General features: G+C 59.4%; 25 protein-coding genes and 1 tRNA gene. 23 read left to right on the top strand and 3 right to left on the bottom strand.

Annotation, left to right across the window (positions count from 1 at the left end):
• Positions 1-58: 58 nt before the first annotated feature.
• The 23 genes from B5M41_RS10200 (at position 59) to B5M41_RS10310 (ending at position 22,931) form a co-directional block, all read left to right on the top strand.
• Entirely contained in the window at positions 59-985 is a 927-nt protein-coding gene (locus tag B5M41_RS10200) for a hypothetical protein (RefSeq protein ID WP_134647367.1), read from the top strand.
• 709 nt (positions 986-1,694) lie between these two features.
• A tRNA-Met gene (locus B5M41_RS10205) sits at positions 1,695-1,770 on the top strand.
• Between the two features lie 15 nt (positions 1,771-1,785).
• Positions 1,786-2,352 carry a hypothetical protein gene (locus B5M41_RS10210; RefSeq protein WP_134647365.1) on the top strand — a complete coding sequence of 189 codons (567 nt, stop codon included), beginning with the start codon at positions 1,786-1,788 and terminating at the stop codon, positions 2,350-2,352.
• A 105-nt stretch (positions 2,353-2,457) separates the two neighbouring features.
• Positions 2,458-3,234 carry an HNH endonuclease signature motif containing protein gene (locus tag B5M41_RS10215; protein WP_134647363.1) on the top strand — a complete coding sequence of 259 codons (777 nt, stop codon included), beginning with the start codon at positions 2,458-2,460 and terminating at the stop codon, positions 3,232-3,234.
• A 121-nt stretch (positions 3,235-3,355) separates the two neighbouring features.
• Positions 3,356-3,961 (top strand): hypothetical protein, encoded by a 606-nt coding sequence (locus tag B5M41_RS10220; protein WP_134647361.1) that lies wholly within the window; start codon positions 3,356-3,358, stop codon positions 3,959-3,961.
• Complete coding sequence (locus B5M41_RS10225) at positions 3,876-5,843, top strand: phage terminase large subunit family protein (RefSeq protein ID WP_134647359.1); 1,968 nt, start codon at positions 3,876-3,878, stop codon at positions 5,841-5,843. Before B5M41_RS10220 ends, B5M41_RS10225 begins: the two co-directional genes overlap by 86 nt.
• Positions 5,840-7,471, top strand: a complete 1,632-nt coding sequence (locus B5M41_RS10230) for a phage portal protein (protein ID WP_134647357.1) — start codon at positions 5,840-5,842, stop codon at positions 7,469-7,471. The genes B5M41_RS10225 and B5M41_RS10230 overlap by 4 nt, the downstream gene beginning before the upstream one ends.
• A complete protein-coding gene (locus B5M41_RS10235) occupies positions 7,461-7,679 on the top strand; it encodes a hypothetical protein (protein WP_134647355.1) in 219 nt (72 codons plus the stop codon). The genes B5M41_RS10230 and B5M41_RS10235 overlap by 11 nt, the downstream gene beginning before the upstream one ends.
• A 17-nt stretch (positions 7,680-7,696) precedes the next feature.
• Entirely contained in the window at positions 7,697-8,764 is a 1,068-nt protein-coding gene (locus B5M41_RS10240) for a head maturation protease, ClpP-related (protein ID WP_134647353.1), read from the top strand.
• An 18-nt stretch (positions 8,765-8,782) separates the two neighbouring features.
• The gene (locus B5M41_RS10245) at positions 8,783-9,163 is read left to right on the top strand and encodes a head decoration protein (protein WP_134647351.1); all 381 of its coding nucleotides are present in this window, start codon (positions 8,783-8,785) and stop codon (positions 9,161-9,163) included.
• Between the two features lie 65 nt (positions 9,164-9,228).
• Positions 9,229-10,266, top strand: coding sequence for a major capsid protein (locus tag B5M41_RS10250; protein WP_230640043.1), 1,038 nt, complete (start codon positions 9,229-9,231; stop codon positions 10,264-10,266).
• A 24-nt stretch (positions 10,267-10,290) separates the two neighbouring features.
• On the top strand, positions 10,291-10,674 hold the full coding sequence (locus B5M41_RS10255; RefSeq protein ID WP_134647349.1) for a hypothetical protein: 384 nt from the start codon (positions 10,291-10,293) through the stop codon (positions 10,672-10,674).
• Positions 10,675-10,736: 62 nt separating this feature from the next.
• Positions 10,737-12,761 carry a DEAD/DEAH box helicase gene (locus tag B5M41_RS10260; protein ID WP_134647347.1) on the top strand — a complete coding sequence of 675 codons (2,025 nt, stop codon included), beginning with the start codon at positions 10,737-10,739 and terminating at the stop codon, positions 12,759-12,761.
• A 79-nt stretch (positions 12,762-12,840) separates the two neighbouring features.
• Positions 12,841-13,380 (top strand): hypothetical protein, encoded by a 540-nt coding sequence (locus B5M41_RS10265; protein WP_134647345.1) that lies wholly within the window; start codon positions 12,841-12,843, stop codon positions 13,378-13,380.
• Positions 13,381-13,466: 86 nt separating this feature from the next.
• Positions 13,467-14,192 (top strand): hypothetical protein, encoded by a 726-nt coding sequence (locus B5M41_RS10270; protein WP_230640044.1) that lies wholly within the window; start codon positions 13,467-13,469, stop codon positions 14,190-14,192.
• A gap of 24 nt (positions 14,193-14,216) precedes the next feature.
• On the top strand, positions 14,217-14,753 hold the full coding sequence (locus B5M41_RS10275; RefSeq protein ID WP_134647341.1) for a phage baseplate assembly protein V: 537 nt from the start codon (positions 14,217-14,219) through the stop codon (positions 14,751-14,753).
• 8 nt (positions 14,754-14,761) lie between these two features.
• The gene (locus B5M41_RS10280; protein ID WP_134647339.1) at positions 14,762-14,971 is read left to right on the top strand and encodes a hypothetical protein; all 210 of its coding nucleotides are present in this window, start codon (positions 14,762-14,764) and stop codon (positions 14,969-14,971) included.
• Complete coding sequence (locus B5M41_RS10285; protein WP_134647337.1) at positions 14,922-15,296, top strand: GPW/gp25 family protein; 375 nt, start codon at positions 14,922-14,924, stop codon at positions 15,294-15,296. The genes B5M41_RS10280 and B5M41_RS10285 overlap by 50 nt, the downstream gene beginning before the upstream one ends.
• A gap of 16 nt (positions 15,297-15,312) precedes the next feature.
• Positions 15,313-16,188 carry a baseplate assembly protein gene (locus tag B5M41_RS10290; protein ID WP_167718853.1) on the top strand — a complete coding sequence of 292 codons (876 nt, stop codon included), beginning with the start codon at positions 15,313-15,315 and terminating at the stop codon, positions 16,186-16,188.
• Positions 16,188-17,267: a phage tail protein gene (locus tag B5M41_RS10295; protein ID WP_134647333.1), complete on the top strand. Its 1,080-nt coding sequence runs from the start codon at positions 16,188-16,190 to the stop codon at positions 17,265-17,267. Before B5M41_RS10290 ends, B5M41_RS10295 begins: the two co-directional genes overlap by 1 nt.
• A 7-nt stretch (positions 17,268-17,274) precedes the next feature.
• Complete coding sequence (locus B5M41_RS10300; RefSeq protein WP_167718850.1) at positions 17,275-20,481, top strand: DUF4815 domain-containing protein; 3,207 nt, start codon at positions 17,275-17,277, stop codon at positions 20,479-20,481.
• A gap of 18 nt (positions 20,482-20,499) precedes the next feature.
• The gene (locus B5M41_RS10305; RefSeq protein WP_209020853.1) at positions 20,500-21,576 is read left to right on the top strand and encodes a hypothetical protein; all 1,077 of its coding nucleotides are present in this window, start codon (positions 20,500-20,502) and stop codon (positions 21,574-21,576) included.
• Positions 21,573-22,931 carry a hypothetical protein gene (locus B5M41_RS10310; protein WP_134647329.1) on the top strand — a complete coding sequence of 453 codons (1,359 nt, stop codon included), beginning with the start codon at positions 21,573-21,575 and terminating at the stop codon, positions 22,929-22,931. The genes B5M41_RS10305 and B5M41_RS10310 overlap by 4 nt, the downstream gene beginning before the upstream one ends.
• 6 nt (positions 22,932-22,937) lie before the next feature.
• On the opposite strand, the gene B5M41_RS10315 is transcribed toward B5M41_RS10310, so the two are convergent.
• The 3 genes from B5M41_RS10315 to B5M41_RS10325 are packed head-to-tail and all read right to left on the bottom strand — an operon-like array spanning position 22,938 to position 25,583.
• Entirely contained in the window at positions 22,938-23,690 is a 753-nt protein-coding gene (locus B5M41_RS10315) for a class I SAM-dependent methyltransferase (protein ID WP_134647327.1), read from the bottom strand.
• A 6-nt stretch (positions 23,691-23,696) separates the two neighbouring features.
• Positions 23,697-24,038, bottom strand: a complete 342-nt coding sequence (locus tag B5M41_RS10320) for a DMT family transporter (RefSeq protein ID WP_134647325.1) — start codon at positions 24,036-24,038, stop codon at positions 23,697-23,699.
• A 54-nt stretch (positions 24,039-24,092) separates the two neighbouring features.
• Positions 24,093-25,583 carry a hypothetical protein gene (locus tag B5M41_RS10325; protein WP_134647323.1) on the bottom strand — a complete coding sequence of 497 codons (1,491 nt, stop codon included), beginning with the start codon at positions 25,581-25,583 and terminating at the stop codon, positions 24,093-24,095.
• Positions 25,584-25,752 lie beyond the last annotated feature (169 nt).

A 25,752-nucleotide genomic window follows, 5' to 3' on the forward strand; every position in this document is an offset into this window, starting at 1 on the left:
TGTAAATTTGGACTATATTTTTGTTACCACCACACCCTGCCGGCATCGAGGAGACAGCATGAGAAGAGGTTCATTGGCCGAGCAGCTACACGCTGCCATCAACGCCCCGCCGAAGCCGCTCAAAGCCGCGAACGACAACAAGCCACAGAACCCGAGATACCGCGGGACGCTGCCCGCTCTTCGCTGGCTGTACGACAACCACCCTGAACTCGCTCCGGCGCTCGCCGCCGCCCTTCCTCGACCTGCAGCGAACTGGTTCGTCGATGTCGAGCCGACGAGGCAGGAAATCCGCCCGACCATCGGCGAGATCATGGCAGCGTCGCATGACAAGGAAGGCAACGTGCTTCCTGTGGCCCACACGAGCAAGGGCCGCACCGAGATCGGCAGCCTGAAGTTCCTGCACGGCAGGCTTACAGAGTGGGGTGTCACGAAGAAGGGCAAGAAGCTCAAACCGACGGATAGGGCGCGCAGCACCGAGAAGAAGACCAGCAAGGAACGCACGCCTTGGCTCTACCTTGCGACGAAGGCCACAACGCCATCGCCGATGCACGCAGCGCACTGCCATCGTGACTTCTCAGGCCTTCCGGCGCTCGCGCCGATGTATGACCCGCTGCCGGGTGTTGAGGCAGCCAGGAAGGAGCTGCAGGCCCACGGCGTGGATGGCGGCGTCCCGGCAGGGCAGCTGCCGCATGCGGCACGGCTCGGTCCTGATGCCGTAGCAGAGGGCGCGTCGTTCATGGGCGGCGTGTGCAGCCCGACAGGCAATTCGTCAAGCGGTGCTGTCATGTGGGAAGCGCCGGAAGAGCGCGGCAGTGATGCGGCCGGGATCATCGACGAAGTGGCGGCGCGCGGGAACTTGAAGTCGATCGGTTTGCGACTGGGCTTCAAGGAGTCGGAAGCACTTGAGGCGGGCAAGGCCGCACTGGTCGAGCTGGCTGAAATCCTCGTTTCGATCGACCAAGGAAGAAAATTGCGAGCGGCATAAATTTCGTGGCGCGTGGGTGCGTACTAATTGAAGGGATAGCATTGCTTCCCACATCCACGCGCCCGAGGGCGCCCCGTTGACATGCTGCACTTAGTTGCTGCCTCTGAGCGACGGGTAACTATTGGCAAGGCAGGAAATTGTAACTCCTGAGAAGGATGGGGAAGCCCGCCCGTTCCTTGCTATGCGAAGATGCTGCCGACCAGTGATGGTTGCGGCCATAGGCTATCAGCCGCAGTGCAAGCGCGGACGCCACTCGACCGATGCACGTTGACTTGCGCGTGTGTCCATCTTCGCATGACGAAGCGACCAACACGGCAGTCTCGCCCACGGGCGTAGCAACGGTGCGCTTCGTCGTTATCTGGCAGGTCCGGTCGCGGAAGCATAAGCCCGGATACCCAAAGGCCCACCGTATGGGAGCCGCCTGCTGATCAGTCGACACGCTATCCGGCACGGGATCGCAACCCGAGCGCAGTGCAGCCTGTGAGGTCTGCCGTGTCGTCTTCCTTTGCCCATCTACGGCTAGATGCCAGCGGCTTGGACGCGGCATTCCGTTGGGCATCTTATTGCTGTGGCGCGCCTCCTCTCGCGACATGGCGATCGTGCGGCTGGTTGAGCGGCGGATAGATAAACCGCGTCTTGCTCCCAGCCGCTTTTGGTTTCAGCGCTACATGCGCTCTCCCGGCACCGGGCGTTCGTGGTGCGCTTACTCTGCGGGCTAGAGAAACGGTATCTCGCGTGGCTCATAACCACGAGACACCCGGTTCGACTCCGGGGCTCCGCAACCAGCTGCAGGCACCACCATGCTAGTCGTATCGATCACAGGCGACGGCGTACGCCGCTTCACGCAGCTTGCTCGTGAACTCGGCGACAGCAAGGCTCGCACGATCTACAGCCGCGCAATCAACGATACGGGCGCCAAGGCTGCCACTGCCACGGGCAGGGCGCTGGCTGACCAGTCGGGCCTCGCCAAGCGAGTGGGCGCCAAGGCGGTCAAGAAGCGCATACGGTCCACGCCTGCGACGCTGGCCTACGAGATCCCCGTCAAGGGCGGTGAGATCAGGCTCAAGTATTTCAAGGCGCGCGAGACCCGGAAGGGTGTGAGCGCAGCGCCCCGTAATCAGCGTCAGGTCTTTGCCGGCACGTTCATGAAGGCCGGATGGTGGCCCAACCGCGTGGTCAAGGGCAACTGGAACGGTCAGGTGTTCCGGCGTGTTGGGAACAAGTTCCAGGTCGTCAAGTCCGACGTGGTCCTGCCGACCGAAGCGACCACGGGCAACACGGCTGCAACCTTCGATAGGGGCAAGGACGCGCTTGATGTGCGCGTCACGCACTACCTGCGCAGGTTGGCTGGTGGGGCGCTTTCCTAAGAAAAACTGAACACTTGCGATTCTCGACCTCTCGCAAGTCGTTGTGGTGGCGAGGGGCTTCATTGCTCCTCGCCATTTCCATGAGGTCGACATGGAGTCGAGACCATGGAGTACCGTAGGGTTTATCTAGATTTCCTTAAGGATCGTCGCGAGAACCCTCCCGACGACACAGATGTGACCGAGATGCATCACATCGTGCCTCGCTGGATGGGTGGCGGAGATAACCACCACAACCTCATTCGTTTGACGCCAGAGGATCACTACTTTGCGCATTTGCTGCTCGCCCATATTCACGGTGGGCGAGATGCATGGGCGGCGCTCATTATGATGAGTAAGTGCCCGCGATACGAATTGAACCGCGCACGGAAGAGTTACGGGCTGGCGCGCAGGAAGTGGGCTGCGTCCAATAAGGGGTGGGGCGCGACGAACGTCGACTTAACCATCTACGAGTTCCACCACATTGATGGCGACCTGTTCGCTGGCACTCGCTTTGAGTTCTCTGATTACTCCGGCATCAATCGTGATCGCGTTAACTACATCGTGCGGGATGCGTCCCGTGTGACTGGCGGCTGGTCGTTAACGAAGATGACCAGGCGGGAGTTTGAGGCGCGGCAGTCGGCCAAATGCTCGAGGAACGCTAACAGTAAAAAAGTTCCGGTTCGAGACTGGGTTGAGCGCGTCTATGAGAATGTGAATTCTGGCGAGAGGATAACTGCGCGCCAGAGTTACATGGTTAAATCCGGCAGACTGACCAGCGGAAACTCCAGCAACTTGGCCAAGCTTAGGATGGGCACAGTGCGTGGCGGATGGCGCGTGGTCGAAGTGATCGCTCCGCAGCCATCAAATGACAACGACCCATCCAAGTTCGTACGCGCAGGCTAGGCAGATGTTACATATTTGCAACGCACCCCCATCATAGGGACCGTGTGTTGCAAATATAGCACAGCGGGCGCGAACGCCTCGGCTTCGCCACATCGGGTAGTTTGAAAAGGTGTCCGCGGGCATGGCTCTTGGGATTTCAATTCGGGAGTTTGCCCGCCGCGCCGGCTGCGATGACAAGGTCGTCCGCAGGAAGGTGAAGTCCGAGCATATCAAGCTTTTGGCCGACGGCACAATCGATCCTCGGTATCTGGATCTGGATTGGCGGGGCGGGGAGCATCCTGTGTCCGCAACGGATCGGGGCGCGGACGTAGTCGCGGACACTACAAGCCTTGAAGCCGCCGCCGAAGAACTGGTGTCCGCACCGGGCGGCGCAAAGTGGTCGAAGGCTGAGGCCGAGCGCATTAAAGAAAACTACGCTGCCCTTCTTCGCCAGCTCGAATTCGAGCGCGAAAGCGGCGCAGTCGTGGAAATCGAGGACGTAATCGTGGCGGTGGCCAGCGAATACGCAGTTGTTAGGAACAGGCTTCTGGGTATCGGCTCTAAAGTGGCGCCTTCGGCTGCCGTTTTGAAGTCGGCCGAAGAGATTAAGGCCATCATCGACGAGGAAGTGATTGCCGCATTGAACGAGTTGGCGATTGATGATGGGCAAAGAGACTTCGGAGAACTCCGCAAGTCGCTACAGCACAGGTTCGGCCCGTCTGCTGACGAGGTTGCGCCGAGCCCGTAGCGAAGCGCTAAAGCCGCCACCCAAGCTCACGCTCAGCCAGTGGGCCAACACATACGCATTCCTGTCTCGCGAAACCAGCGCAGACACTGGCAAATTCAAGTCCTTCCGTTACCAGGACGGAATGCTCGACGCTGTGACCGATCCGACTGTTCGTCAGATCACGGTCATGAAGAGCGCGCGAGTGGGCTATACAAAGATGCTGGATCACATGGTCGGATATTACATCCACCAGGACCCAGCGCCTATCCTGATTGTGCAGCCTAAGGAAAGCGACGCTCGAGATTATAGCCAGACGGAAATTGCGCCGATGCTGCGCGATACGCCGGTCCTGGCTGAAATCGCAGGCGATCTGAACTCGAAGGCGGCGAACCAGAAGGTCGACAAGCGCATCTTTCGCAACGGCGCGTCGGTATCCTTCGTTGGGGCGAACAGCCCGGCCGGTTTTCGTCGTATTACGGTCCGCATCGTCGCGTTTGACGAGGTCGACGGCTATCCAGCCAACGGCGCGGGCGATGAGGGCGATCAGATTTCGCTCGGCACCAAGCGAACAGAAACGTTCTGGAATCGCAAGATTATCCTTGGCAGCACGCCAACGGTGCAGGGTATCAGCCGCATCGAGAAGTCGTTTGAGGAAAGCGACCAGCGCCATTACCACGTCCCATGCCCGCATTGCGGGACGAAGCAGCGCCTGAAGTGGGAAAACTTCAAGTGGGATAAGGATGAGGGCGGCAACCACCTGACGGAAACGGCACACTTCCGCTGCGAAGCGAACGGTTGCCGCATTGAGGAGCACGACAAACTCGCCATGATCAACGGCGGGGAGTGGATTGCTGACAAGCCGTCCGTCGGACATGCCGGCTTCCATATTTGGGCAGCCTACAGCCTGTTCCCAAATGCGTCATGGGCAGCGTTGGCCGTCGAGTGGTTGGCGGCTTACAAGGACCCTCTGAGGAAGAAGACGTTCGTCAACCTCGTGCTCGGCTTGCCGCACAAGGAAGTCGTGAATGTTGCCGATCCAGACGTCCTGAGAAGCCGATGCGAGCCGTACAACTGGGAGACGCTACCTGACGGGGCCATTATGGTTACGGTCGGGGCGGACACTCAGGATGATCGCATTGAGGCAACGTTTGTTGCCTGGGGCGCCAACGGAGAAAGCTGGGTCGCTCGCCACGAGGTGATCAACGGTGACACGTCGAAGCTGGCCATATGGGACGAGTTCGACAGACTGATCCGAGAGCCGTGCGAGACCGACGACGGGCGCAAACTCTTCGCGCAAGCCGCCTGCATCGATAGCGCGGGCCACCGATCGGAGATGGTCTACAAGTTCGCTCGAGACCGTAAGCGTCGCCGAATATATGCGTGCATCGGTCGCGGAAATCGCGATCCAAAGGCTCCGCGCATGATTTGGCCAAAGACGGCCAGCCGGACGAAGAATAGCGGCGACAAGCCGTACATCATCGGCGTCGATACGGCGAAAGACGATATCTCGTCTCGTCTTGCAATCGTTCCGAACGAGGACGATCCAACGCCCCGGGCTATTCACTTCCCGGCCGTGGGGCTGAGCTCCGATTACTTCACGCAGCTGACGTCAGAGCACGCGGTCACCAAGACGGTGGGCGGGAGAACGACGCGAAAATGGGAAACCAAGACGGCCGGCGCCCGAAATGAGGCGTGGGACTGCTTGGTACTGGCACTGGCGGCACGAATGTCTCTACCGAACAAACTTGATAAAACGCCGCGCAGACAATCCCGCAAGGCCGAAGAAAAGCCAGCGAACGACAATTCGCCAAGCCAGGAGAACGCGACGGAGGTGCCCGGAGACGGGAAGCCGAAGGAGCGGACACCTCGCCGTAAGCGGGAGCGATGGGGGGCCTATCGATGAGCGACAAGCCAAAGATCCGGGTGAAAGCCCCCGGCGTCAAGGTGGCCGCTCCCGCGGTTAAGCGCGTCCGAGCGCAGTACCTGCGCGACAATAGTTCCGGCATTCTGACAATGCGCCGCGCCGTCACTCGTGATGGCGCGGTTAGCGTTCGAGAGTCGGCCGAGCGTGCTTCAGCGCTAGCCTGGGATTTCATCCACAATAGCGGATGGATCGCTGGTGCGGTCGACCAGATCATCACCGACACGATTGGTGATGAACTTAAGCTGTCGGCAAGGCCGAAGTTGGCAAAACTTGGCTGGACGCCGGCTGAAATCACAGCGTGGTCGAGGCTGGTCGAGGATGAGTGGTATCTGCACGTCTGGCGACCGCAGGAATACAGCCTCAACGGCACGACGACGCTCGCCGAGCATCTTGATGGAGTTATCAGGTATTATCTCGCTAGCGGCGAGGCCATCGGTCTAATTGACTTCATGCCAAGAGCCATGCGCAGGCGGCATGGCATTAAAACGGGCACGAAAGTGTCGCTGGTGGCGCCTCATCGCCTGAAACGCGAGACAAATGAATTCATCGGTCTTGATCAGGGCATCTTTCTTGACCCAGAACGCGGGTCGCCAACCAAGTTCAGGTTGATCGGACGCGAGAACGGGCAGGATTTTGACTTCGACGTGCCCGCGTGGAACGGCCCGCTGCGGCGGGTGATCCACGTTATGGACCGCGGGGAGAATCCCGACAGCGTTCGCGGCATCTCTGTCCTTGCGCCGATCCTGAAAGTTGCTGCGCAGTACGACCAGTTGGCCGACGCGACCCTTACAACAGCCCTGCTGCAGACGGCGTTTGCCGCCACGATCAAGTCGCCGGAGCCTTCCGAGACCGCTTTCGAGGCGATCAGGACGCTTGAGGATGACGACCCGGATCTCGCTGCGGACCTTTTGGATGTCTGGGGCAACCGAATCGACGCGCTGAAGGAAAACGGCATCTCAATGTCGGACCACGGGCGGATCAACCACCTCGGTCCGGGCGAAGAATTCCACATGCATACGGCGGCAACGCCGGGCTCTCAATACATACCGTTCTCGCAGAACCTTCAGCGAGAGATGGCCCGTCGGCTTGGCATCACCTTTGAGGCTTTCGCGATGGATCATTCCAACGCGAACTACTCGTCGGTGCGCATGGCGATGTCGTCGGTATGGCCGATCGTGACGCGTCGTCGTGAGCGTGTGGCTGCTCCGTTCTGCCAGGCGATTTACGAGTCTTGGCTCGACGAGAAGATCGGCATGGATCAGATACCGTTCAAGGGTGGATACGCGGCATTCGCGGCCAACCGTGAGCTTGTCTGCAATGCCGAGTGGCCTGGCCCAGCCCAGCCCGTGGCGGATGACTACAAGGCGACCATGGCTTCGGCCAAGCGGATTGAGCTTGGCTTGTCATCGACGGAAGACGAAGCGGCACTTATGGGTCGCGACGCTGCCGTGACGCGAGAGAAAATAGCCGCAGAGATCACCGACATGAACGAAAAGGGGATTCCGATCCCCTATGGGCGGAGTGTTGGCGGTGGCGGCCCGTTGGGTGCGGCAATGCCGTCAACTGGGCGGATAGCGCAAGGTGCGGAGGACGTGAATGCCGATTGACCATTGCGCAGAGGCGGAGCGTCTCAGGGCGCTCTACACAGCTATCGTTTCCGGCGACGGAGTTCAGCAGGCTCGCTTCGGTGAGGACGAGATCCGCTACTTTCAAGCTGACAAGAACGAGTTGAAGCGCCTCATCGCCTACCATGAAGGGCTTTGCGCCGGGAAGCGCAAGCGTTTTGCGGTGCGCGGCGGGTTCCGACGCTATTAGCCGATAAGGAAAACAAGATGACTGTTCAAGTCAAAGGTCAGGAAGTCACGCTTTCTGGCACGGTCGGCGTCGATTGGTTTGACGACGGCTTCACCCATGCCGAGGTCGTGACCGCTCTGGCTGGACTGGATGGTGACATCACTGTTCGGCTTAATAGCGGTGGCGGCATCGCAGCTGACGGAGCGGCCATCCACGCCGCTTTGGCGACATATGACGGCAGCGTCCACATCATCGTGGAGGGTATCGCTGCCAGCGCGGCCAGCCTCATCGCGATGGCAGGAGACCGGATCACGGTAGCCGACGGCGCTGTGATGATGATCCATGACCCGCTCAACGTCACATACGGCAATTCGGCGGATCATGCGAAGACCATCGAGGAACTCGAGGCCTACGCTACCGCCTATGCCAAGCTTTACGCGCGCCGTAGCGGAAAGTCTGCCGCGGAATGTCGCGACATCATGAAGGCGGAGACCTGGTACGATGGCGACGAAGCTGTCGCTGCCGGCTTTGCTGACGACACAGGCGAGCAGAAAGCCAAGCCGGTTGCCGCCTATGACTACCGCGCCTACGCAAACGCTCCGAAGCGTTTCGCAGCCCAGGCTAAGGCTAAGGGCTGGTCGATGGCGAAGATTAACGACGCAGCGTCGTCCGCTGCTAACCACAAGGATTCTGACATGTCTGAGAAAGAACGTGCGGACGCGCTTGCTGCCGAACTTGCCACAACGAAGGCCGAGAAGGCCGCCGCTGAGGCCAAACTCGCAGAGCTCGACGCAGAAAAGGCCAAGGCTGTTGCCGACGCGCTGAAGGCAGACCGCGAACGCCGCGCCGCCATTATGTCGCTCGATGAGGCCAAGGGTCGTGAGGCGCTCGCTGAGGCACTGTTTGCTGATGGCGCCGACGCAGAGAAGGTAAAGGCACTCCTGGCTGTCGCGCCCGTGGCCACCGCAAGCGCTGATGACGCGGTCGCAGCCTACGAAGCCAATCGCCTCGCGGGCGCAACGCTCAACGGCGGCAAGCAGGGCGGTGACGCGCAGCCAGTGTGGGCCAAGGCCGTCGCACGCGCAAACAAGCTCTCCAAGAAGTAACCGGAAGGACGGTCTGATATGACTATTCTCACTGAAGGCCGCCACAACGGCGAATTCATTCTCTCTGAAGCTGAGGCCGGCCGAGCACGCGACAATGTCGTGATTGCATCCGGCGCAGGCATCCTCAAGCCTGGTACTGTGCTGGGAAAAATCACAGCAAGCGGCAAGTTCTGGCCGTCGACCAATGCATCCGTAACCGAGACGGCTGGCGCGCAGACGGCGATCGCCGTTCTCGTCAACGCCGTGGACGCTACGTCAGCTGACGTCAAGGCCGCAGTCGTCTCTCGCGCCGCACAGGTTAAGGGCGACGCTCTCTCCTACGACGCTTCGGTCAACGACGCCACGAAGATTGGCGCCAAGCATACCCAGCTTGCCGCAGTCGGCATCATCGTCCGCTAACGGACGCTTCTAGCCAAAATCAACAATAGGCCGCTTGGGAGCGGCCTTTTTCTTAGGAGCTTCCTATGACGATTCTCAACGTATTCAAGGATGACGCGTTCGGCGTCACCTCTCTCACCGACGCCATCAACGAAATCGAATACCGCCCCAGCCGAATTGAGGCTCTTGGCCTTTTCGAGGAGAAGTCGGTCTCGACCACCTCCGTGTCGATCGAGCGCATCGGTGACGCCCTTCAGCTCGTCCCCCCGACCCCCCGCGGCGGCAAGGGCGACGTGAAGGATAACCAGAAGCGCAGCATGAAGAACCTCACGGTTCCGCACTTCCTGCGCGAATGGTCGGTTATCGCCGATGAAATCCAGAACGTCCGCAAGTTCGGCTCCGAATCCGAACTCGAGACGGTCATGTCGGTCGTTCTCGACAAAGTCATGGACAACATGTCCGACCTCGAGGTCACCAACGAATACAGCCGCCTCGGCGCCGTTCAGGGCGTTGTCACTTACGCTGACGCGACGAGCCTGAACCTCTTCACTGAGTTCGGTGTGACGCAGGCTGCTGAGGTTGACTTCGACCTCGACAACGCGACGCCGGCATCTGGCGCGCTGCGCAAGGCCTGCGCAGGTATCGTTCGGGCAACTCGCACGGCAATGGGCGGTTCGCCGTTCAGCTACGTCCATGCGTTCGTCGGCGACACCTTCTTCGACCAGCTGATCTCGCACGCTGAAGTTCGCGAGACCTACAAGGGATGGTCTGAGGCCGCAATCCTGCGCGATAGCTACGTTGGCGGCAACCGCGCTGACAACCCGATCTTTACGTTCGGCGGCATTGTATTCGAAAACTACGGCGCAGTGGCTGCCACCGGCGATGGTGCGAGCGTAGGCGTTGAGGCGACCAAGGCGAAGTTCTTCCCGGTGGGCGCCCGCGGCATGTTCAAGTCGTACTTTGCCCCGGCTCCCTACATGGAGACGGTCAACACCCTCGGCAAGAAGTACTACGCCAAGCAGGAAATGCTGCCGATGGACAAGGGCGTCTACGGCGAGACCCAGACGAACGCGCTGCATATTTGCACGCGTCCGGCCGCCCTGCTGCGCGCCAAGAACACCTAACTAGAAGACGGGCAGGAGTTGATTATGCCAGTTTCTGCCCGTTTTCACGAACTGCGCGACAAAGTGCTGGCTGCCGTGGACGATAAGTTCGCGGAGCCGGTACGCTTGTCGTTCTTAAAGAGTGGCGTCGTCGATCCGACGCGGCCGGCGGTCGAGATTGAGGCGGTCCTGCGGGTCGGCGAGGGGAAGACGACCAGTGTAGCGGGCAGCCGGGATTCTGGTTGGCGCTCTCGGATCGTTGCCGATAAGGCGCAGTTGCATATCGATCGAACGACCTACACTGGGCCGCAACCTAAGCAGGGCGACAAGGTGAAGGCCCTGTCACGATGGGGCGAGCCCTGGTTTGAGGTGGCTGACGTCGACGACCGGAGCCATACAAGGCTGGTCCTGAATCTGAATGAGGCTTGACAAATTTGTAAATATTGACTACCTTTGGCACACCAAACCACTACCGCGCCAGAGGAGACACAATGACATTGAGAAAATATCAGGCGAAATCCGTCGAGAAAACGCTCGCTGCTCTTGAGCGGAGCGGCAGCGCGGTTCTGCAAATGCCGACTGGCGCCGGAAAGACGAAAACCGCCATGGAGATCGTCGCCGGACACGAGGGCGTCGTGTGGTTTCTGTGCCATCGCAAAGAAATTATCAGGCAGACCGCCAAGGCATTTCGTGAGGCTGGCATTGATTTCGGGGTTATTTCGCCAGCGAAAGATACAGAAACCGGCAAGAGGTACGAGTTTCAGCCTGAGAAGCGCGTGCAAATCGCGTCTGTCGGCTCAATTTGCCGGCGGATCGGAAAGTTGCCTGCTCCCTCGCTAGTCATCTGGGATGAATGCCATCACACTCCGGCCGCTTCATGGCGCGACATCCGCGACAAGACGCAGGCTGCGAAGCATGTTGGACTGACCGCTACACCGGAGCGGCAAGATGGGGCAGGGCTGAGGGAATTGTTCGACGAGATGATCGTCGGTCCCTCCATTAAAGAACTGGTCGACGAGGGGTGGCTTTCAGGGTTCCGCTATTTCGCGCCTTCCGAGCCGGACCTGTCTGCCGCACGCATGCAGGCGGGCGACTATCGCAAGGACGATATCGAGAAGGTCATGAACACGCCCGTTCTGATCGGTGACGCTGTGTCGGAATACAAGAAGAGCATTCCGGGCAAGCGGGCGCTGGTCTTTGCTGTATCTGTAGACGCGAGCAGGGCGCTGGTGGAGAAGTTTCGCGAGGAGGGCATTGCGGCGGCACATGTCGATGCGAACACGCCCGATGACGAGCGCGACGCCGCTGTGGCCGACTTGGCTTCTGGAGAGATCTGCGTGTTGAGCAACGTGGAGGTCTTTACGGAAGGCTTCGACATCCCGGCTATTGATGCCGTCATCTTGATGCGTCCGACGCGGTCTGTTCGGCTGCTGCTTCAGATGATTGGTCGCGTGCTGCGAATCGCCGAGGGCAAAGACTGTGCAATGATATTCGACCACGCGGGTCTCTACCACGAACACGGCTGGTTCGCTGACAATTGGGCATGGAGCCTAGACGGTGGCGCGGCTAAGGAGCGGCGTAAGGCGCTAGAGCGCGGTCCACGGAAGTGCCCAGAGTGCAAGGAGGTCCGCGCCGAGCGAGAGCCTGTCTGCGCTTGCGGGTTTGAGTTTCCCATGGGCAGGGAGATCGGCGAATTTGATGGCGCCTTACGGGAGATCCGGGGCGAGGTGCCGGAGGGGTGTGAGACACGGAAGGCATTTGCTAGGCGTTGGGGAGTGTCTCATCCGACCTTACAGAAGTGGGTGGGGATGGGGATGCCTTTGCGCGCTGCCGTGGTTCCCATCGACGATGCGAACACATGGGTAGAGGCCAACGTTGATCTTGGTCACCTCAAGGATCGACAGCGCAGAAATGATGCACGAAACAATTCGGTCATTCGATTGGACATTGCCGCAAAACGCCTAAACGTACCTCGGCGTAAAGTTTCGGCATGGATAGCCCGTGGCCTACCCACGGTCGGGGATCTGGTAAAGTGGCCGGACGCGATCAAGTGGGTAGAGGACAACGTAAGCGCCTATGAGAGACATGATACGTTGCCACTTAAGGACAACAACTCTGCCGTCACTATTGCCTCTTTTGCTCGCTTATTTGATGTCGCAGAGACAACAGCCTCGTCATGGGTAAAGCGCGGTCTGCCCCACGATGGATTGCTCGTTCCTGTTGCTGCCGGCAGAGAGTGGGTGTCTCGTAACGTCGATTTTGAGCAACTGATCTTATTCAATAGCGCGAAGCGCTGCACGCTGGGGGTGGACAACGCTAGCAGTTTTGCTCGGCGGATCGGTAGAAATATAAAAATCGTGAAGACGTTGCGTCGCCAGGGTGTCCCGACCCACGGAAAGCTTATCCCCATCCGCGAAGCCCTCGAATGGGTCCGAGACAACCGCCCCGACATCGTCATCCCGCCAGAGGCATGGCCCTCGGCCAACGACAACACGGCCAGCACCAAGGCGGCCTAACCCAAAATCACCGGCGCCAAGACAAGGCCCGCTAGTTCTTCTGGCGGGCTTTTTGTTGCCGCTAGATGAGGAGTTAACAATGAACCGACGCACATTTCTTGGTGCGGCAATGATCGCGACGGCTGTTATTGCGCTGCCTACGGTCGGCGTGGCTCAGACGGTGGCATTTTCGGATGATTGGACTGACCGCCAGTGGGCGGAGACCATCCTTGCCGAATACCTGGCAGAGCCTGAGCAACTTGTTATATGGATTAGCGCTCCGTGTGGGCATGGCAAGTCGACGCTTGCACTGCGGGTAGCCAACAGGCTGCACAACGATGGCCAGTCTGTGCGCCTGCATTATGCGGCAAATATGCAGGCGATTGATATGGAGCGTGATGTTTTCGGCGGAAGTTTGCCTTACATCTCCGCCGGCTTGACTGGTCTCCGCCATCACGCGGCCCGTTACTTCATCATGGATGAACCCGGTAAGGAAACACCAGAAGGATCTCCGATCGCCCTTGCCAAGAAGCGCACATCTGCTTGGGCGGACGGCAAGGTAGTGGTTTTCAGCGCTGACCTGCCGCCGCCGTGGGTAGATCGTCACATACGCCTTCCTAAATTCGATCCGCACGCTTAGCCAGCCACCAGCAAGGAGCCCCCATGTCCCTGACACGAATCGCAGCCCGCCTTGCTGCTGTCTATGCGCTCCGCGGCAAGACTCTGGTGGGCGACAACGTTCTGGACAGCCAGATCGGTGCGCTGGACGTCACGGCGGACGGCGAGTTGCGGACGGACGAAGAGAAGCCGTTCATTTCGGTCTATGCCGATGCGGCGAAGTCCGATGAGAACATGCTCCGCTCCTGGACAGATAACGGCGCGACGGATTTCCTGTTTGAGATGGGCGTGACGTCGGCCCACGTAGTGACCGACCCGGAGACCGGCGAGAGCGCTGTCTACCCCGGCATACCAGGCACAGACGCCGCATTTGAGTTTCTGTTGGACGTGGTTGCGCGCCAGATTGGCGACACGCTGTCCGACCCTGAAAATGAATGGGCGGAGATATTCCGCAAGTTCCACATGGGCAACGGCCTGATCGAGCGGGCCCGCACGAGCAGCGACGGCTCCGGCGTCCGGTTGGCTGCCCAGCAGATCAAGCTGACCGTCATGTTGATGCCCGACCCGGTTCGAGGCAGGGACCTGAAGCCCGAAAGCCCGATGGCGCTGTTCTTTGCCAAGGCCGCGACCGAGAGCGACCCCGTGCTGAATGCCCAGGTGGCGCTGATGCAGGCACAGATCGCGGGCTCGGCGACGGATTGGCAGACGGAACTCCGCCGATACGGAATCACGAAGACAGAGGGCGAAAACCTGCTGATCGTGCCGCCTGACGGCGTCGAGGGCGATATCGCCATTGTTGAGGTCGGCGCGGCTCCGGTTGTGCCAGTCTCGTAGGGGTAGCCGTACAGGAAGCGCACCATGATTCCGGACAACCTTCCCGATCAGATCGCGGATATCTATGGCCGCCTCGCTGATGCCGAGCGCCGTGGACGAAACCGCAAGAGAACCGGCAGGGTTGCTGAGGTCGGGACTGGCGAGAACGCGGGAAAGTATCGCGTAAAGCTAGGCGAGCAGGGCGGAAAGCCGTACCTGACGCCCTGGATACGGCCCAGAACGCTCGGGGCTGGAGGCGTCAAAATCGACGTTATCCTGTCGGTAGACGAGCAGGTAGACGTTCACTCAGAAAGCGGCGACCTGGCGGACGCGACGATCGACCTTTCGACATACAGCGAAGAGAACGCTCGCGAGAACGCCGACGTGCCCTTCCATATCAAGATTGGCGACACGGTGATCGGGGCGAGCGGGGAGGCCGTTACAATCACCGCGGCCAAGATCGTCTTGGATGGAGAAGTTCACCTTGGCGGCGAGGGCGGTCAGCTGCTCCACCGCAAGGGCGACGTCGACAGCGACGGTGACGTTGCCGTGGGTTCGGCCAGCCGCGTCTACGCAGTCTAGGAGGCCACATGAAACTCTACACGACAAAGCGCGACTGTGAGGTCGCAGGTCGCTGGCGCACGGCCGGCGTGCCGTTCTCGCTTAGCGATGAGCAGGCTGCCGAACTGACCCCGCCGCGAGGCAGTGTTGTGGCGTCGTATGTTCCGGCCGATACCAAGGAAGAGCCACATGCGAGACTCGGCAGGAATAAGCGCCGTAACCGGAAGGCCGCTCACTGACTGGGAGCACACCGACCAGTCGATCGGCAAGATCATCCAGACGGCCATCGGTTCGCGCGTCATGCGCCGTACCTTCGGTTCGGATCTGCCTGACCTAGTCGACAGCAAGACTATCCGGAAGAACATCCTGGCCGTCTATTCGGCCGCAGCTGCGGCAATCGACGCATGGGAGCCTCGGTTCCGAATGCGGACGGGCGCCGTGCGGTCTGTGAGCGCTGACGGCAAGATCGGCCTTGTGATCTCCGGCACCTATTTCCCGCGCGGGCATTTGGGCGACTACAGCGTCGCTGAGGATAAGGTCGCGCGCGTCGCACTAACGATTTAGCACTATGGAGGGCGACATGGTCGACCTATCGACGTTGCCTACTCCGCAGGTCATCGAGGAACTGGATTACGAGGCGATTGTCGCCCGCCAGAAGCAGACGTTTCAGGATCTGTGGGAGGCGGTTCGCCTCGCCAATCCTGACGCGGGCCTTCCGGACTACGACGTCGAAATGCTCGAAACCGACCCGGCAATGATCATCATTCAGGAGAACGCCTACCGCGAGATGCTGGAGCGGGCGCGCGTCAACGATGCGTCCCGATCGAACTTGCTTGCGTACGCCACTGGCGCCGACCTGGACAACCTTGCAGCGGACCACGGCGTCACCCGGCTTCCGGGCGAATCCGATAAGGCGCTTCGCGAGCGCATCGTGCTTGCCGACCAAGGCAGGTCAACGGCCGGGCCGGAGGAGTGGTACAAGTTTCATGCGCGGTCGGTGGACGTTGATGTCCGAGACGTGGCGGTCTATCGGCCTGGCACGGGCCCTGAGATCGAAGTCGCCATCCTGACGACGAGCAATGGCGGAACGCCCGGCGCACCGTTGCTGGACTCTGTGTTGGCGGCCCTGAGTGCGCCAGCCGTGCGCTCCGTCAATGACGTGCTTTCCGTGGTGCCGGCGGTCAAGACCATCGTCAATGTGACGGCGAGCATCTGGCTTCTGCCGGAGGCACCCATGTCGGTCTTCGATGGCCTCGAGCAGACGCTCCGTGACGCACTCGACAGTGAGGGCGGTATCGGCTTCGACGTCAACACGTCGTGGATCATCTCGCGCCTCATGGCTGCGGGAGCGGCGAAGGTGACGCTGACTGCCCCGGTAGCGGACGTTGTCATGGACAAGTTCAGCGCGGCGGCGTTCGGGACGGTAAACCTGTCCTACATGGGGAGGCTTCGGTAATGGTTGTTTCTCTTCTGCCATCCAACAGCACCGCTTTTGAGTTGGCTCTGGAAGAGGCAACCGACATCGCGAGCGAGCTCGGTCCTTCGATCGACGCGATCCATGGCCTGAAATACGCCCGGCCGCTCAACATCACGGTCGCGCCGTGGCTGGTGAATGAATACGGCCTCGGCCCGATTTCTGACTTCTTCGACACGGTCGAGGACCTGATCGATGAGGGCAGGGTGTGGCAGCGTCTCCGCGGAACCCCGCAGGCGATCACGACGTCACTGTCATGGATCGACTATGACGGCATCGACATTCAGGATCAGGTTCGCGGCCGCAGGCGCTGGCATCTCTACCAGATCCAGATGGGCGAACTACCAGGCGTCGATGAAATCCAGCGGCTGACCAATGCCGAATACCTTGCCGGCTTGTCCGATCCGGCGCGCTCGTTCTTCTGGCGCGGCTACTTCGGATACGACGTGCGTGGCCATGTCTACGGGCGGTCACGCTGGGGGCGGTCCATATGGGGTGACAGCTCCGGAGTCCGCATTGCAGACGGCAAAGTAAAGTGGTCGCACGGGCGGACGCATGAACTTGATGCCACGGCCGAGGCCGGGGTGGCAGCCGAACTGGGCGTTGATTTCGCTGACGGCGACGATGTCACCTGGCTCGGATCACTTACGTGGGCAGCACCCGGACTGACATGGGGCGGCGTTTCTGACGCGCGCGTCCTGAAGTCTTGGCTGATGCTGCAGAAGAGCGCCCATATCGGGCTCTATGACGCCGACGGCGACCCTATCGGGTACGCCCGCGTCGTGCGCGCAGTTCAGGACATCACCGACTACGGCGACACCGAAGACACGGTCGTTCTCGCTTATGACGCGACGATCGCTTTCGGCGTGGCGTCCGGCGAGGTTGCCTTCGCAGCCGTCGTGTTCGGTGGCGTTGCCCAGGGCGTAGCGCCCTTCAAGACATGGCTCGATCCAGAGCAGATCGACTTTCCCGATGGCGAGGTTCGCGTGGGGGAGTCGCCGATTTCCTTCACGTTCTTGGAAACAGTGCGCGAGCGCATTGTCATCAATCTCACCATCTGAGGTCATTATGACAACTCTAGTATTTGATCCGGTCGAAAGGCCGGATCTTGCGAGGATTCGCGACCGAATTTCCGAACGTCCGAACAACGATCGCGTCTACCTGGGCGAGGGCGACCTGTCGCAGGGCGCGGATCTGAACGAAGCCTTCTCGATCGAGGAGCGGAAGCGCAAAGGCATCGGCGACCTGATCGCCCGAGACGGAGACCGCATCGACGGTGCTGACGTTCTCGTCAACGTCGAAGACGAAACAGTCACCATCACGGCCGGCGAACTCTACATCGACGGTTCACGCCGCAAGGTGCCGGAGGGCACGCTCGTCGACGTCCCGATGACTGGTGACGTGAAAATCGGCGTTCGCTCGACCACGACCATCGTGACGGCAGAGGACGACGATATCTATCTCGGTCTCGTGCCGGAAGCAGAGGAGAGTTACGGAGAGCCCGGCGCGGTGCGCACTGTCGTCAGTTTCGCCTGGGCCATTGAAGGCGACGGCGGAGCAGGGCAGTTCTATCCGTACCTTCTGCTTCGCGACGGCGTGATCGTTTCGCAGGACGCCCCGCCGACCCTGTCCGGGATTCAGCAGCAGATCGCGACATACGACTACGACGCCCATGAGAACTATGTGGTGCGCGGGTGCACGGTCTCGCCGCTTGGCCTGGAGGCCGGCAAGCAGATCTTCGCGATTTCCGAGGGCCGCGCCAACATCATGGGCTTCAAGCGCAACCGTCCGACGGCATCGCGCTTTGCCGAGACGGAAGAGCCCGATACCGGCACGATCGATGCCGAACCGCACAATTTCGATGACGGAGGCAGCGGCACGGCTGTAATCACCGTGCGCCGCCCTCCGGTGTCTTCGGTCACATCGGCCATCGTCACCAAGCAGCGCACTGTAACGCTCACCAAGGGCGTGACCGACGGCGCTGACCTACTGCCCGACGACGGCGTCACCTCGATCATCTCGGTCGTGCAGGGCGGAACGACGTACACGCAGGGCGTTGACTATCAGCGCAGTGGCGACTCCGTAGACTGGCTGGTCGGCGGCATTGAGCCGGCAACATCCTCCTCCTACAATGTGACCTACCGCTACCTCGATGCGGTCACGCCGACTGCAATCACGGCAACGACGATCTCGGTGGCCGGCGGTGTCACGGGTCAGCCGGTATTCCTTGGTTATACGAACAAGCTGCCGCGAACGGACAGGATTTGCCTGGATGCGGACGGCAATGTCGTCTACCTCAAGGGTCTATCGGCTCCGACACAGCCGCAGCCGCCGCAGGTGCCAAAGACCCTCCTGTCGCTGGCGACGATCTACAATGACTGGTTTGGCACTCCGGTGGTGGTCAATGACTCAATCCGGGCGTACCCGTTCTCAGCCATCGATCGCATGTATAACAACGTGTTGGACCTGTTTAATCAGGTATCGCTTCAAAAACAGCAGATCGACATCAATGCGCGCGCGCCGGCAGAGACTACAGGCATTTTCAGCGACCCGTTGCTGAACGATGATTTCCGTGACGCTGGCGTGACGCAGAACGGCGCTGTCTTTAACGGCTCGTTCCAGATACCGATCTCTGCGGCGTTTCAGGAAATCGACGCGGGATCATCATTGTTCCTGTCGTACAGCGAAGAAACGGTTGTCAGTCAGGAGCTCGTCTCCGGCTGCGTGAAGATCAACCCCTACCAGTCGTTTGCACCGCTGCCGGCAATCCTTCGGATTGTGCCGTCGGAAGACTTCTGGACGCAGCGGCAGACTGTTTGGCTTTCCGAGCAGACGCAGATCTTCGGCTCAGGCAACACGGAGCGAGTGACGCGGACGGAAGTCCTGCAGAACGTGCGAACGCAGCCTATCCGGTTTCTGCGCCAGATTGCGGTCAACTTCACGATCAGCCAATTCGGCCCTGGTGAAACGCTCGCCGAACTGACGTTCGACGGCGTGAACGTCAATCCGGGCGGACTCGTGGCCAATGGAAGCGGCGTCATTACGGGGTCGTTCACGATACCGGCCGGCGTGACTTCTGGCACGAAGCTGGTTCGCGCTGTCGGCGGCTCTGGAACGGTCTGCACGGCAAGCTTCACAGGTGAGGGGCGCCTTGAGACGATCGAGCTCCAGCGCAACACGACGGTGCTGCGGTTCCAGACCGGCGGCAACTCAGGTCGCGGCGTAAGCAGTAACAACACCAACAGCGCCTGGCGCGGGATTGACCCGCAGGCGCAGAGCTTCAGCTTCACGCAGGGCCGCCACGTCAGCAGCGTGGACATTAAGTTCTGCGCCATTGGCAACCGGGCCGAGCCTGTAATCCTGGAGTTCGTCACGGTCGACAATGGCTTTCCGACGACGGAGGTCATCGCCCAGACGGAAGTCGATATGCAGTCGGTGCTGACCGGAACGTGGACGAACTTCGCGTTTCCGGTTCCGTTCTACCTGCCCCCCGACCAGATGTTTGCGTTCGTCGTCAAGACCAACGACCCGGACCACAGCATCAGCATTGCCGATCGCGGCGCTTTCGATGCTGTTAACCAGCAGTGGATCGCGGCCCAGCCCTATACGGTTGGCACGCGTTTCAGTTCGAGCAACGCCGTCAGTTGGACGGTCCACCAGGATTCGGACATCACGTTCAAGATCAATTGCGCGAGGTTCAATCCGACGTCGCGCACTGTCGACCTTGGCACATATGCCGTGACGGACGTGTCGGATGTCATTATCCGCAGCAACGTCTTCCTGCCCACCGAAGCGACTTCTGTTGTCTTCGAGCTGGTCTTCGGATCGGAAACGCCTGTTAGGGTCCTGCCCGATCAGGTCTGGGAGCGAACTTCCTTCTTCACTGGCAATCTGACGATCCGGGCCATCTTGACGGGTGGGCCGCTGGTCACTCCGGTTGTTGGGCGAGACATCCTGGCTGTCCTCGGCACGATGCAGGCCAACGGTGTGTATGTCAGCCGGGCGTTCACGTTCGGTGCGGACATGCAGCTTGATGTTATCGCGTCAACGAAGCTGCCTGTTGGTTCGGCCCTGACGGTTGAGGTGGATGCGACTGACGACGACTGGTCGGCTGTTTCCCAGATATCCGCATCGCCGATCGATATGGGCTTCATTGAGCGCTCTTACCGCGAGGCAAGCGTTGCGGCTCCGACTGGCGGGCGACTGCGGCTGACCCTCACGGGTACGCCAGCGGCGCGGCCTTCGGTCGCTGACCTGCGGGCCTTCACTTCATAACGTTTGGGAATCCACAAGATGGTGACTGAGAACACGACCCCGAACCGCGGCTATCCAGAGCCCGCGGTCGGGAACACGCTTGAGGTCGACGTAGGGCGGTTGATTGCCGCCCTGCGGGCCATTGACGTGGACGTTGCGAATGCTCTGGCGGCTATTGTGTCGAAGGCTGGTCTGGCGTCTCCTGCCTTTACGGGAACGCCGACTGCCCCGACAGCAGCGCCTGGCACGGACAGCGGACAGCTTGCCACGACTGCCTTCGTGAAAGCGGCGTTCAACGCGCTGGTGGATAGCGCCCCCGGTGCGTTGGACACGCTCAACGAGCTCGCTGCGGCCATTGGTGACGATCCGAACTTCGCGGCCACCATGGCTGCGCTGATCGGGACGAAAGCCGACGCGGCCGCCACGACTGCCGCTTTGGCGCTGAAGGCAGATGCGAGTGCGCTTGCCGGAAAGCTGGATAAATCTGGCGGCGTGATGACCGGCTCGATCCAGGATGCCGTGCTGGCGCCGTCGGCCGCGCCGACAAAGCGGCTAGGTTTTAATCTGGCTGCAATCACGGCTGGACAGAAGCGCGACATCATCATGCCGGACAGGGATGTAGACCTTGCCGGTCTGGGGTTGCGGGAAATTGCGGCGGCGTCCTTATCCGGGACGGCGCAGGACCTATCATTTCCATCAACCACGAAGCTTATCGACATAAGTATCAGTGGTCTGCGGTCAAGCACAGGATCAAACCCGGTTTTTCAGCTTGTAGATTCAGGTGGTCCAGAAACCACGGGTGCCATTGGTGGTGTTTCTGATATGACTGCCACATCCGCGGCGACCGCATCCTTGACATCAAACATCAATATCACCGGCAGCAATACGTCTTCTTCAGTCTACACTGTTGGGGCAACCTTCCGAAAGCATGCCGGCAATAAGTGGGTCATCACTCTATGGGCTGGCCGCACAGACTCCGGCGCACAGAAGACGACTCTGACTGTCTCCGAGAAAGAATTATCCGACGTTCTCACCGGCGTGCGCCTAACCTTTGCAAACGGAACAGACACATTCCAGGCCGGCGGCACTATTTCTGCGAGGTATTGGACAGCATGATTATTGACCATGAAAAGGGCTATAACCGTCTGACAACGACGCCGATCATCGACAGAGGGGCATCCGGCGCTTGGGACGACTACTTCGTCTATGCAGCCGTGCCGTTTGAGTTTGGCGGCGAGCGCTACATTGCGCATGCCGGCTCTCGGAATGTGGGCGCCAACCCGCGCCTTCAGAACAGCATCGGTCTCGCGAAGCTCATCAACGGCTCATGGGTCAAGCAGGGCAAGGTGATCGACAAGTCTGTCGTTTCTCCTTATCAGGGTCTTGCGCCCTTTTCGGCTCGTATAGCAGACGGTATAGTCAGCCTGTATTGCAGCGTTTTCAGCGACAGGAACCCTCAATATCGTGCGGCAGTCATTCGTTCGACGGACCTCGTCAATTGGTATGGGCTGACGTACCTCTCGGGGATGCCTTCACCGGCTGCTCATGCTCCTTGCGTCATCGATGATCCTCACGACGAGGACAAGCTTCTGATCTTCGTCACACGCATGAACGGCAATGAGATGCGGATGTTCAAGGGCTGGGCGTACAAGTCCGATGACAGCGCATGGTTCGATCTCACAATGCTTGCGAACTGGCAGGCCATCTACCCATCTGTGCGGTGGAACGGCGAGGCCTTCGAAATCGCATACGCTCGACAGGTGCAGGTCGAGCCGCAGAAGTACAACACATTCCTTTCGATCACCGATGGAACGTACCTGACGCTTGGTGTTCCGATATTATCACATGGGGCTTCAGGCGCGTTCGACAGTAACTATGTAACCACTCCTTCGCTGTACGGAAATGAGTTCTTCTACTCCGGCCGAAACGCCGTCAACGACGGGTATAAAGGGATTGGTTGGGCTCAAGAGCAAGGCGCCGGCAGCCTTCTCGGCTGGGACGAGTATTCAGGGACGGTTGGGCGATCGACGGTTGCTAAGACCGGCAATTATGGCGCTCGTATCGTCGGATCCGGGATGCTGGAAAAGAAAGGCTTTCGCGATAAGGTCTATTCCGTCTGGATCTATGACGATCTCGACGCGACGGCGAGTTCGCAGAATACTTTCCGGCTCGTGCCGGATGCAGACGCTATAACGGTCGCGCAACTGACGGTCGGCTTTGTTCGAAGCATCTCTTCGTCAAAGTATGTTTACCGGCTGCGCAATGGGTCGTGGGTCACAACCGCGGTCAACAGAACTGCGGGCTGGCATCAATTGTCGTTCGAGGTTGGCGACAATGTTGTGATTAAGCTTGATGGGGCGACATTGGCGACGGATACGGCATATAACACCAGCGCCGCATTCATGGTTCAGTGCGTCGGCGGCGCTACGGGCACGGCCTATGTAGACGATCTGGAAATCATGGATATCTAACGCGATCTAGAGACGTTGCCACGTGGACAGGAACGCCGGAAATGGCGCTCTTCCGGGCAGTGAGTTGTAAGCAACCTCAGCCACGTTAAGCAACGAGGCAAGGGGCTTCTTCGCTGCCATAGGTATGCGCAGCACTAGGCTGTTCAGAATGGAAATGTAGCTGGGCCCACCAATGGGTCGAACATTCATAAGGTCCATCTTGCCGCTAAAACACGACTTCAATTCCTCGACAGAAAGTGCCCGTTCCGTTTCTTCCTCGAAGTACCGGTCCACCCTGTACCATGCCTTGCGAGCGACATTTAGGAAGAAGTCGGCGTTGGGCTCATAGGCGATCAAATAACCACCGGGCTTAATCATCCCCGCTATTGCTGCGGTGGATGTGGCCAGATCATTGACCATATGATGTAGGCCACCGATGACGATTGCAGCGTCGAAAAGCTCTCCTTCGTGGGAGTAGGCGGAGAGGTCGCATTCCGTGGCGGGAAAGCCCGTGTTTGTCTGATATGCTCGGCACGCTGGGCCTGAGATATCGAAGCCGTGGAATGTTGCGGTAGGCACGAACTCCTTCATCAGGACCGTGTTCCATCCACTTCCAGACGCGATATCGGCAATACGGGCACCGGAGAGATCAAGGCCTTTCAGCGCGGGCTTGAAGATAAATCGGCGCCGATAGTCGAGCGAGGTTGCATCGTAGTAATGGCGCTCATAGTCGTCGTGCATAGCCTCATAATGGGCCTTTTGAACGTTTTCAGCGGCCATCTTGATTCACTCCGACCCGAAGCCGACGGCGATGATGCCGGCGACGATAAATGATGTGCTTATTATGTGAGCCGTTGTCATCTTCTCACCGAAAAAGAGGAAAGCTGACAGCGGAACCAACACGAAAACCAAAGACAGGAATATGTACCCAGTTGATAGTGGTGTCGTCCTAAGAACGAAAAACCACAGAAGTTGCCCTGCAATCGCTATGCCGGTTGCGACTGCGAATAGGGTCAAAACTTTCGTAGAAAAGATCGATCCTGTTGCCGCCCACGCCTCTGCTGCAAACTTCATGGCAATTTGCGCAGCAGTCGCCACCAACGCAATGATCAGAAGCTGGGCAATCATTGAAAGGTATCCAGTTTTCATAGTTGAGGCCGACATTCTCTAATTATCTGCCTCTTAGCTCGAAATTTGTGTGACCGGAAGACGATCATTCGTTTTGAGTATGCCGAGAACGATCGCGGCCATCAATGGTAAGCTCGCGGCAAGCCAATAGCGGTCAACGAAACCTTGAGTGAATGCAGCGGCCATGACAGATCCGATATAGAACAATGCCGCTACTGCTATGACCCACGGCGCTTGGGCTGATTTGAGCGAGACTATCAATGCGACGGCGGTCAGAGCTGCGACTGCCCACGCTGGAATTGAAAAGGTTAGATAAGGGGTTTCGATTCCTTCGAGGACCGGCCGTGCGGACGTTCGATTGTCGACGATTGTCGCGGTGGGCCAGCTGAAGTCACCGAGGAAGCGCCACTTCGCTTGCTCAAGACGCTCGCCATCAATCTCGGCCAGTCTTTCACGTGTGTCGGCCATGGCGACATCGTCCTTATCGACCCTGTATGTTCCAGGCCGCGTGGCCAGATAGGCGAGAGCAGTCGAAGCCGTATCCGCGATTACCGCTCTAGGTGTGGCCGTAATGGTCTCAAGTCCGGCTCTCAAGTAAAGATCGGAAGCGTACTTCGGCCCTCTGGAATTGTAGGCTCCCGACAAGCCTAGACGGATCGGTTCTATGTCGATGCGGCGAGGGGCATGGGAAAGAAGCTCCGCTCCAAGCTTGGCAAGCTCGGCGGACGCTGGACCGAACGAAGCGTTGCCAAATGCTTCAACAGGATGGAAGAACACAAAGTATCCGGTAAGTTGCTGTGGCATTGGCTGACCGGACAGCGCACGAAAAGCCAGGCCCGGCACGTAAGAACCACCAATGAAGGAGAAGACCATAGCGGCCGACGCCAATATCGCGTTGACTTTGGTCTGCCTTGCTACGCCCGCCGCGACCCAGACCAATATGATGGATATGAGAAGGATCAGCGTCTCAGTCCTGAACCCGAGACCGATTCCGCACATGAGGGCAGCGAGGCAGAGCAAACTGCATTGACCGGATGGGTTCGGTGCTCGGAATGCTTTCTGGACTAGGACGAGGCCAAGCAGGACGAGAATAACGATGAACGGCTCGGTTTGCGGTCTTCTCCAGTCGATCCAGACGAAACCAATCGCGATGATTGTCAGGAAGGCGACGGCCCGCAATTTCTCTGATCTTAAACCGTCATAGCAGAGCCATGCCGCAGCACCGCAAAATGCGAGAAACAGAACGCCGAGCGCGATTGAGACGCTGTCGATCGAGGGGCCGAGAGCCCATTCAAAAAAGTAGTAATAGAGCACCGGGAAAATTCGCGTGCCAATATGGCTGCCGGCATAAGATACTTTCCCTTCAGCCCAAAGACTGCCGGACTGGAGGTAATATTGCGCGTCTTTCCCGATGATCGGGACCTCTCCCGCAATAACAACCGCCATCACGATAGACGGCAAAACGAGTGAAGCCTTCGCTAGCGTTCTGCTCAACCGTGCGTGTGACGTATGGATCTGCGCATTGTGTACGTAATCACCTTCCATGCGTGGTCCCTAACGTTTGCCATACCCAACAAGGTGGCGTCGAGTGATCATACAATCATATATCGTGATTGACTGCACCACACCCGCCAAGGTCGGGCTCTAAATTACTGATCGGCTTTTCTACTCTCCCACATTAAGCCGAACATCTCACCACCCGCGATTGAGAAGC

The organism is Shinella sumterensis, from assembly GCF_004514425.2.
GTDB classification, from domain to species: Bacteria; Pseudomonadota; Alphaproteobacteria; order Rhizobiales; family Rhizobiaceae; genus Shinella; species Shinella sumterensis.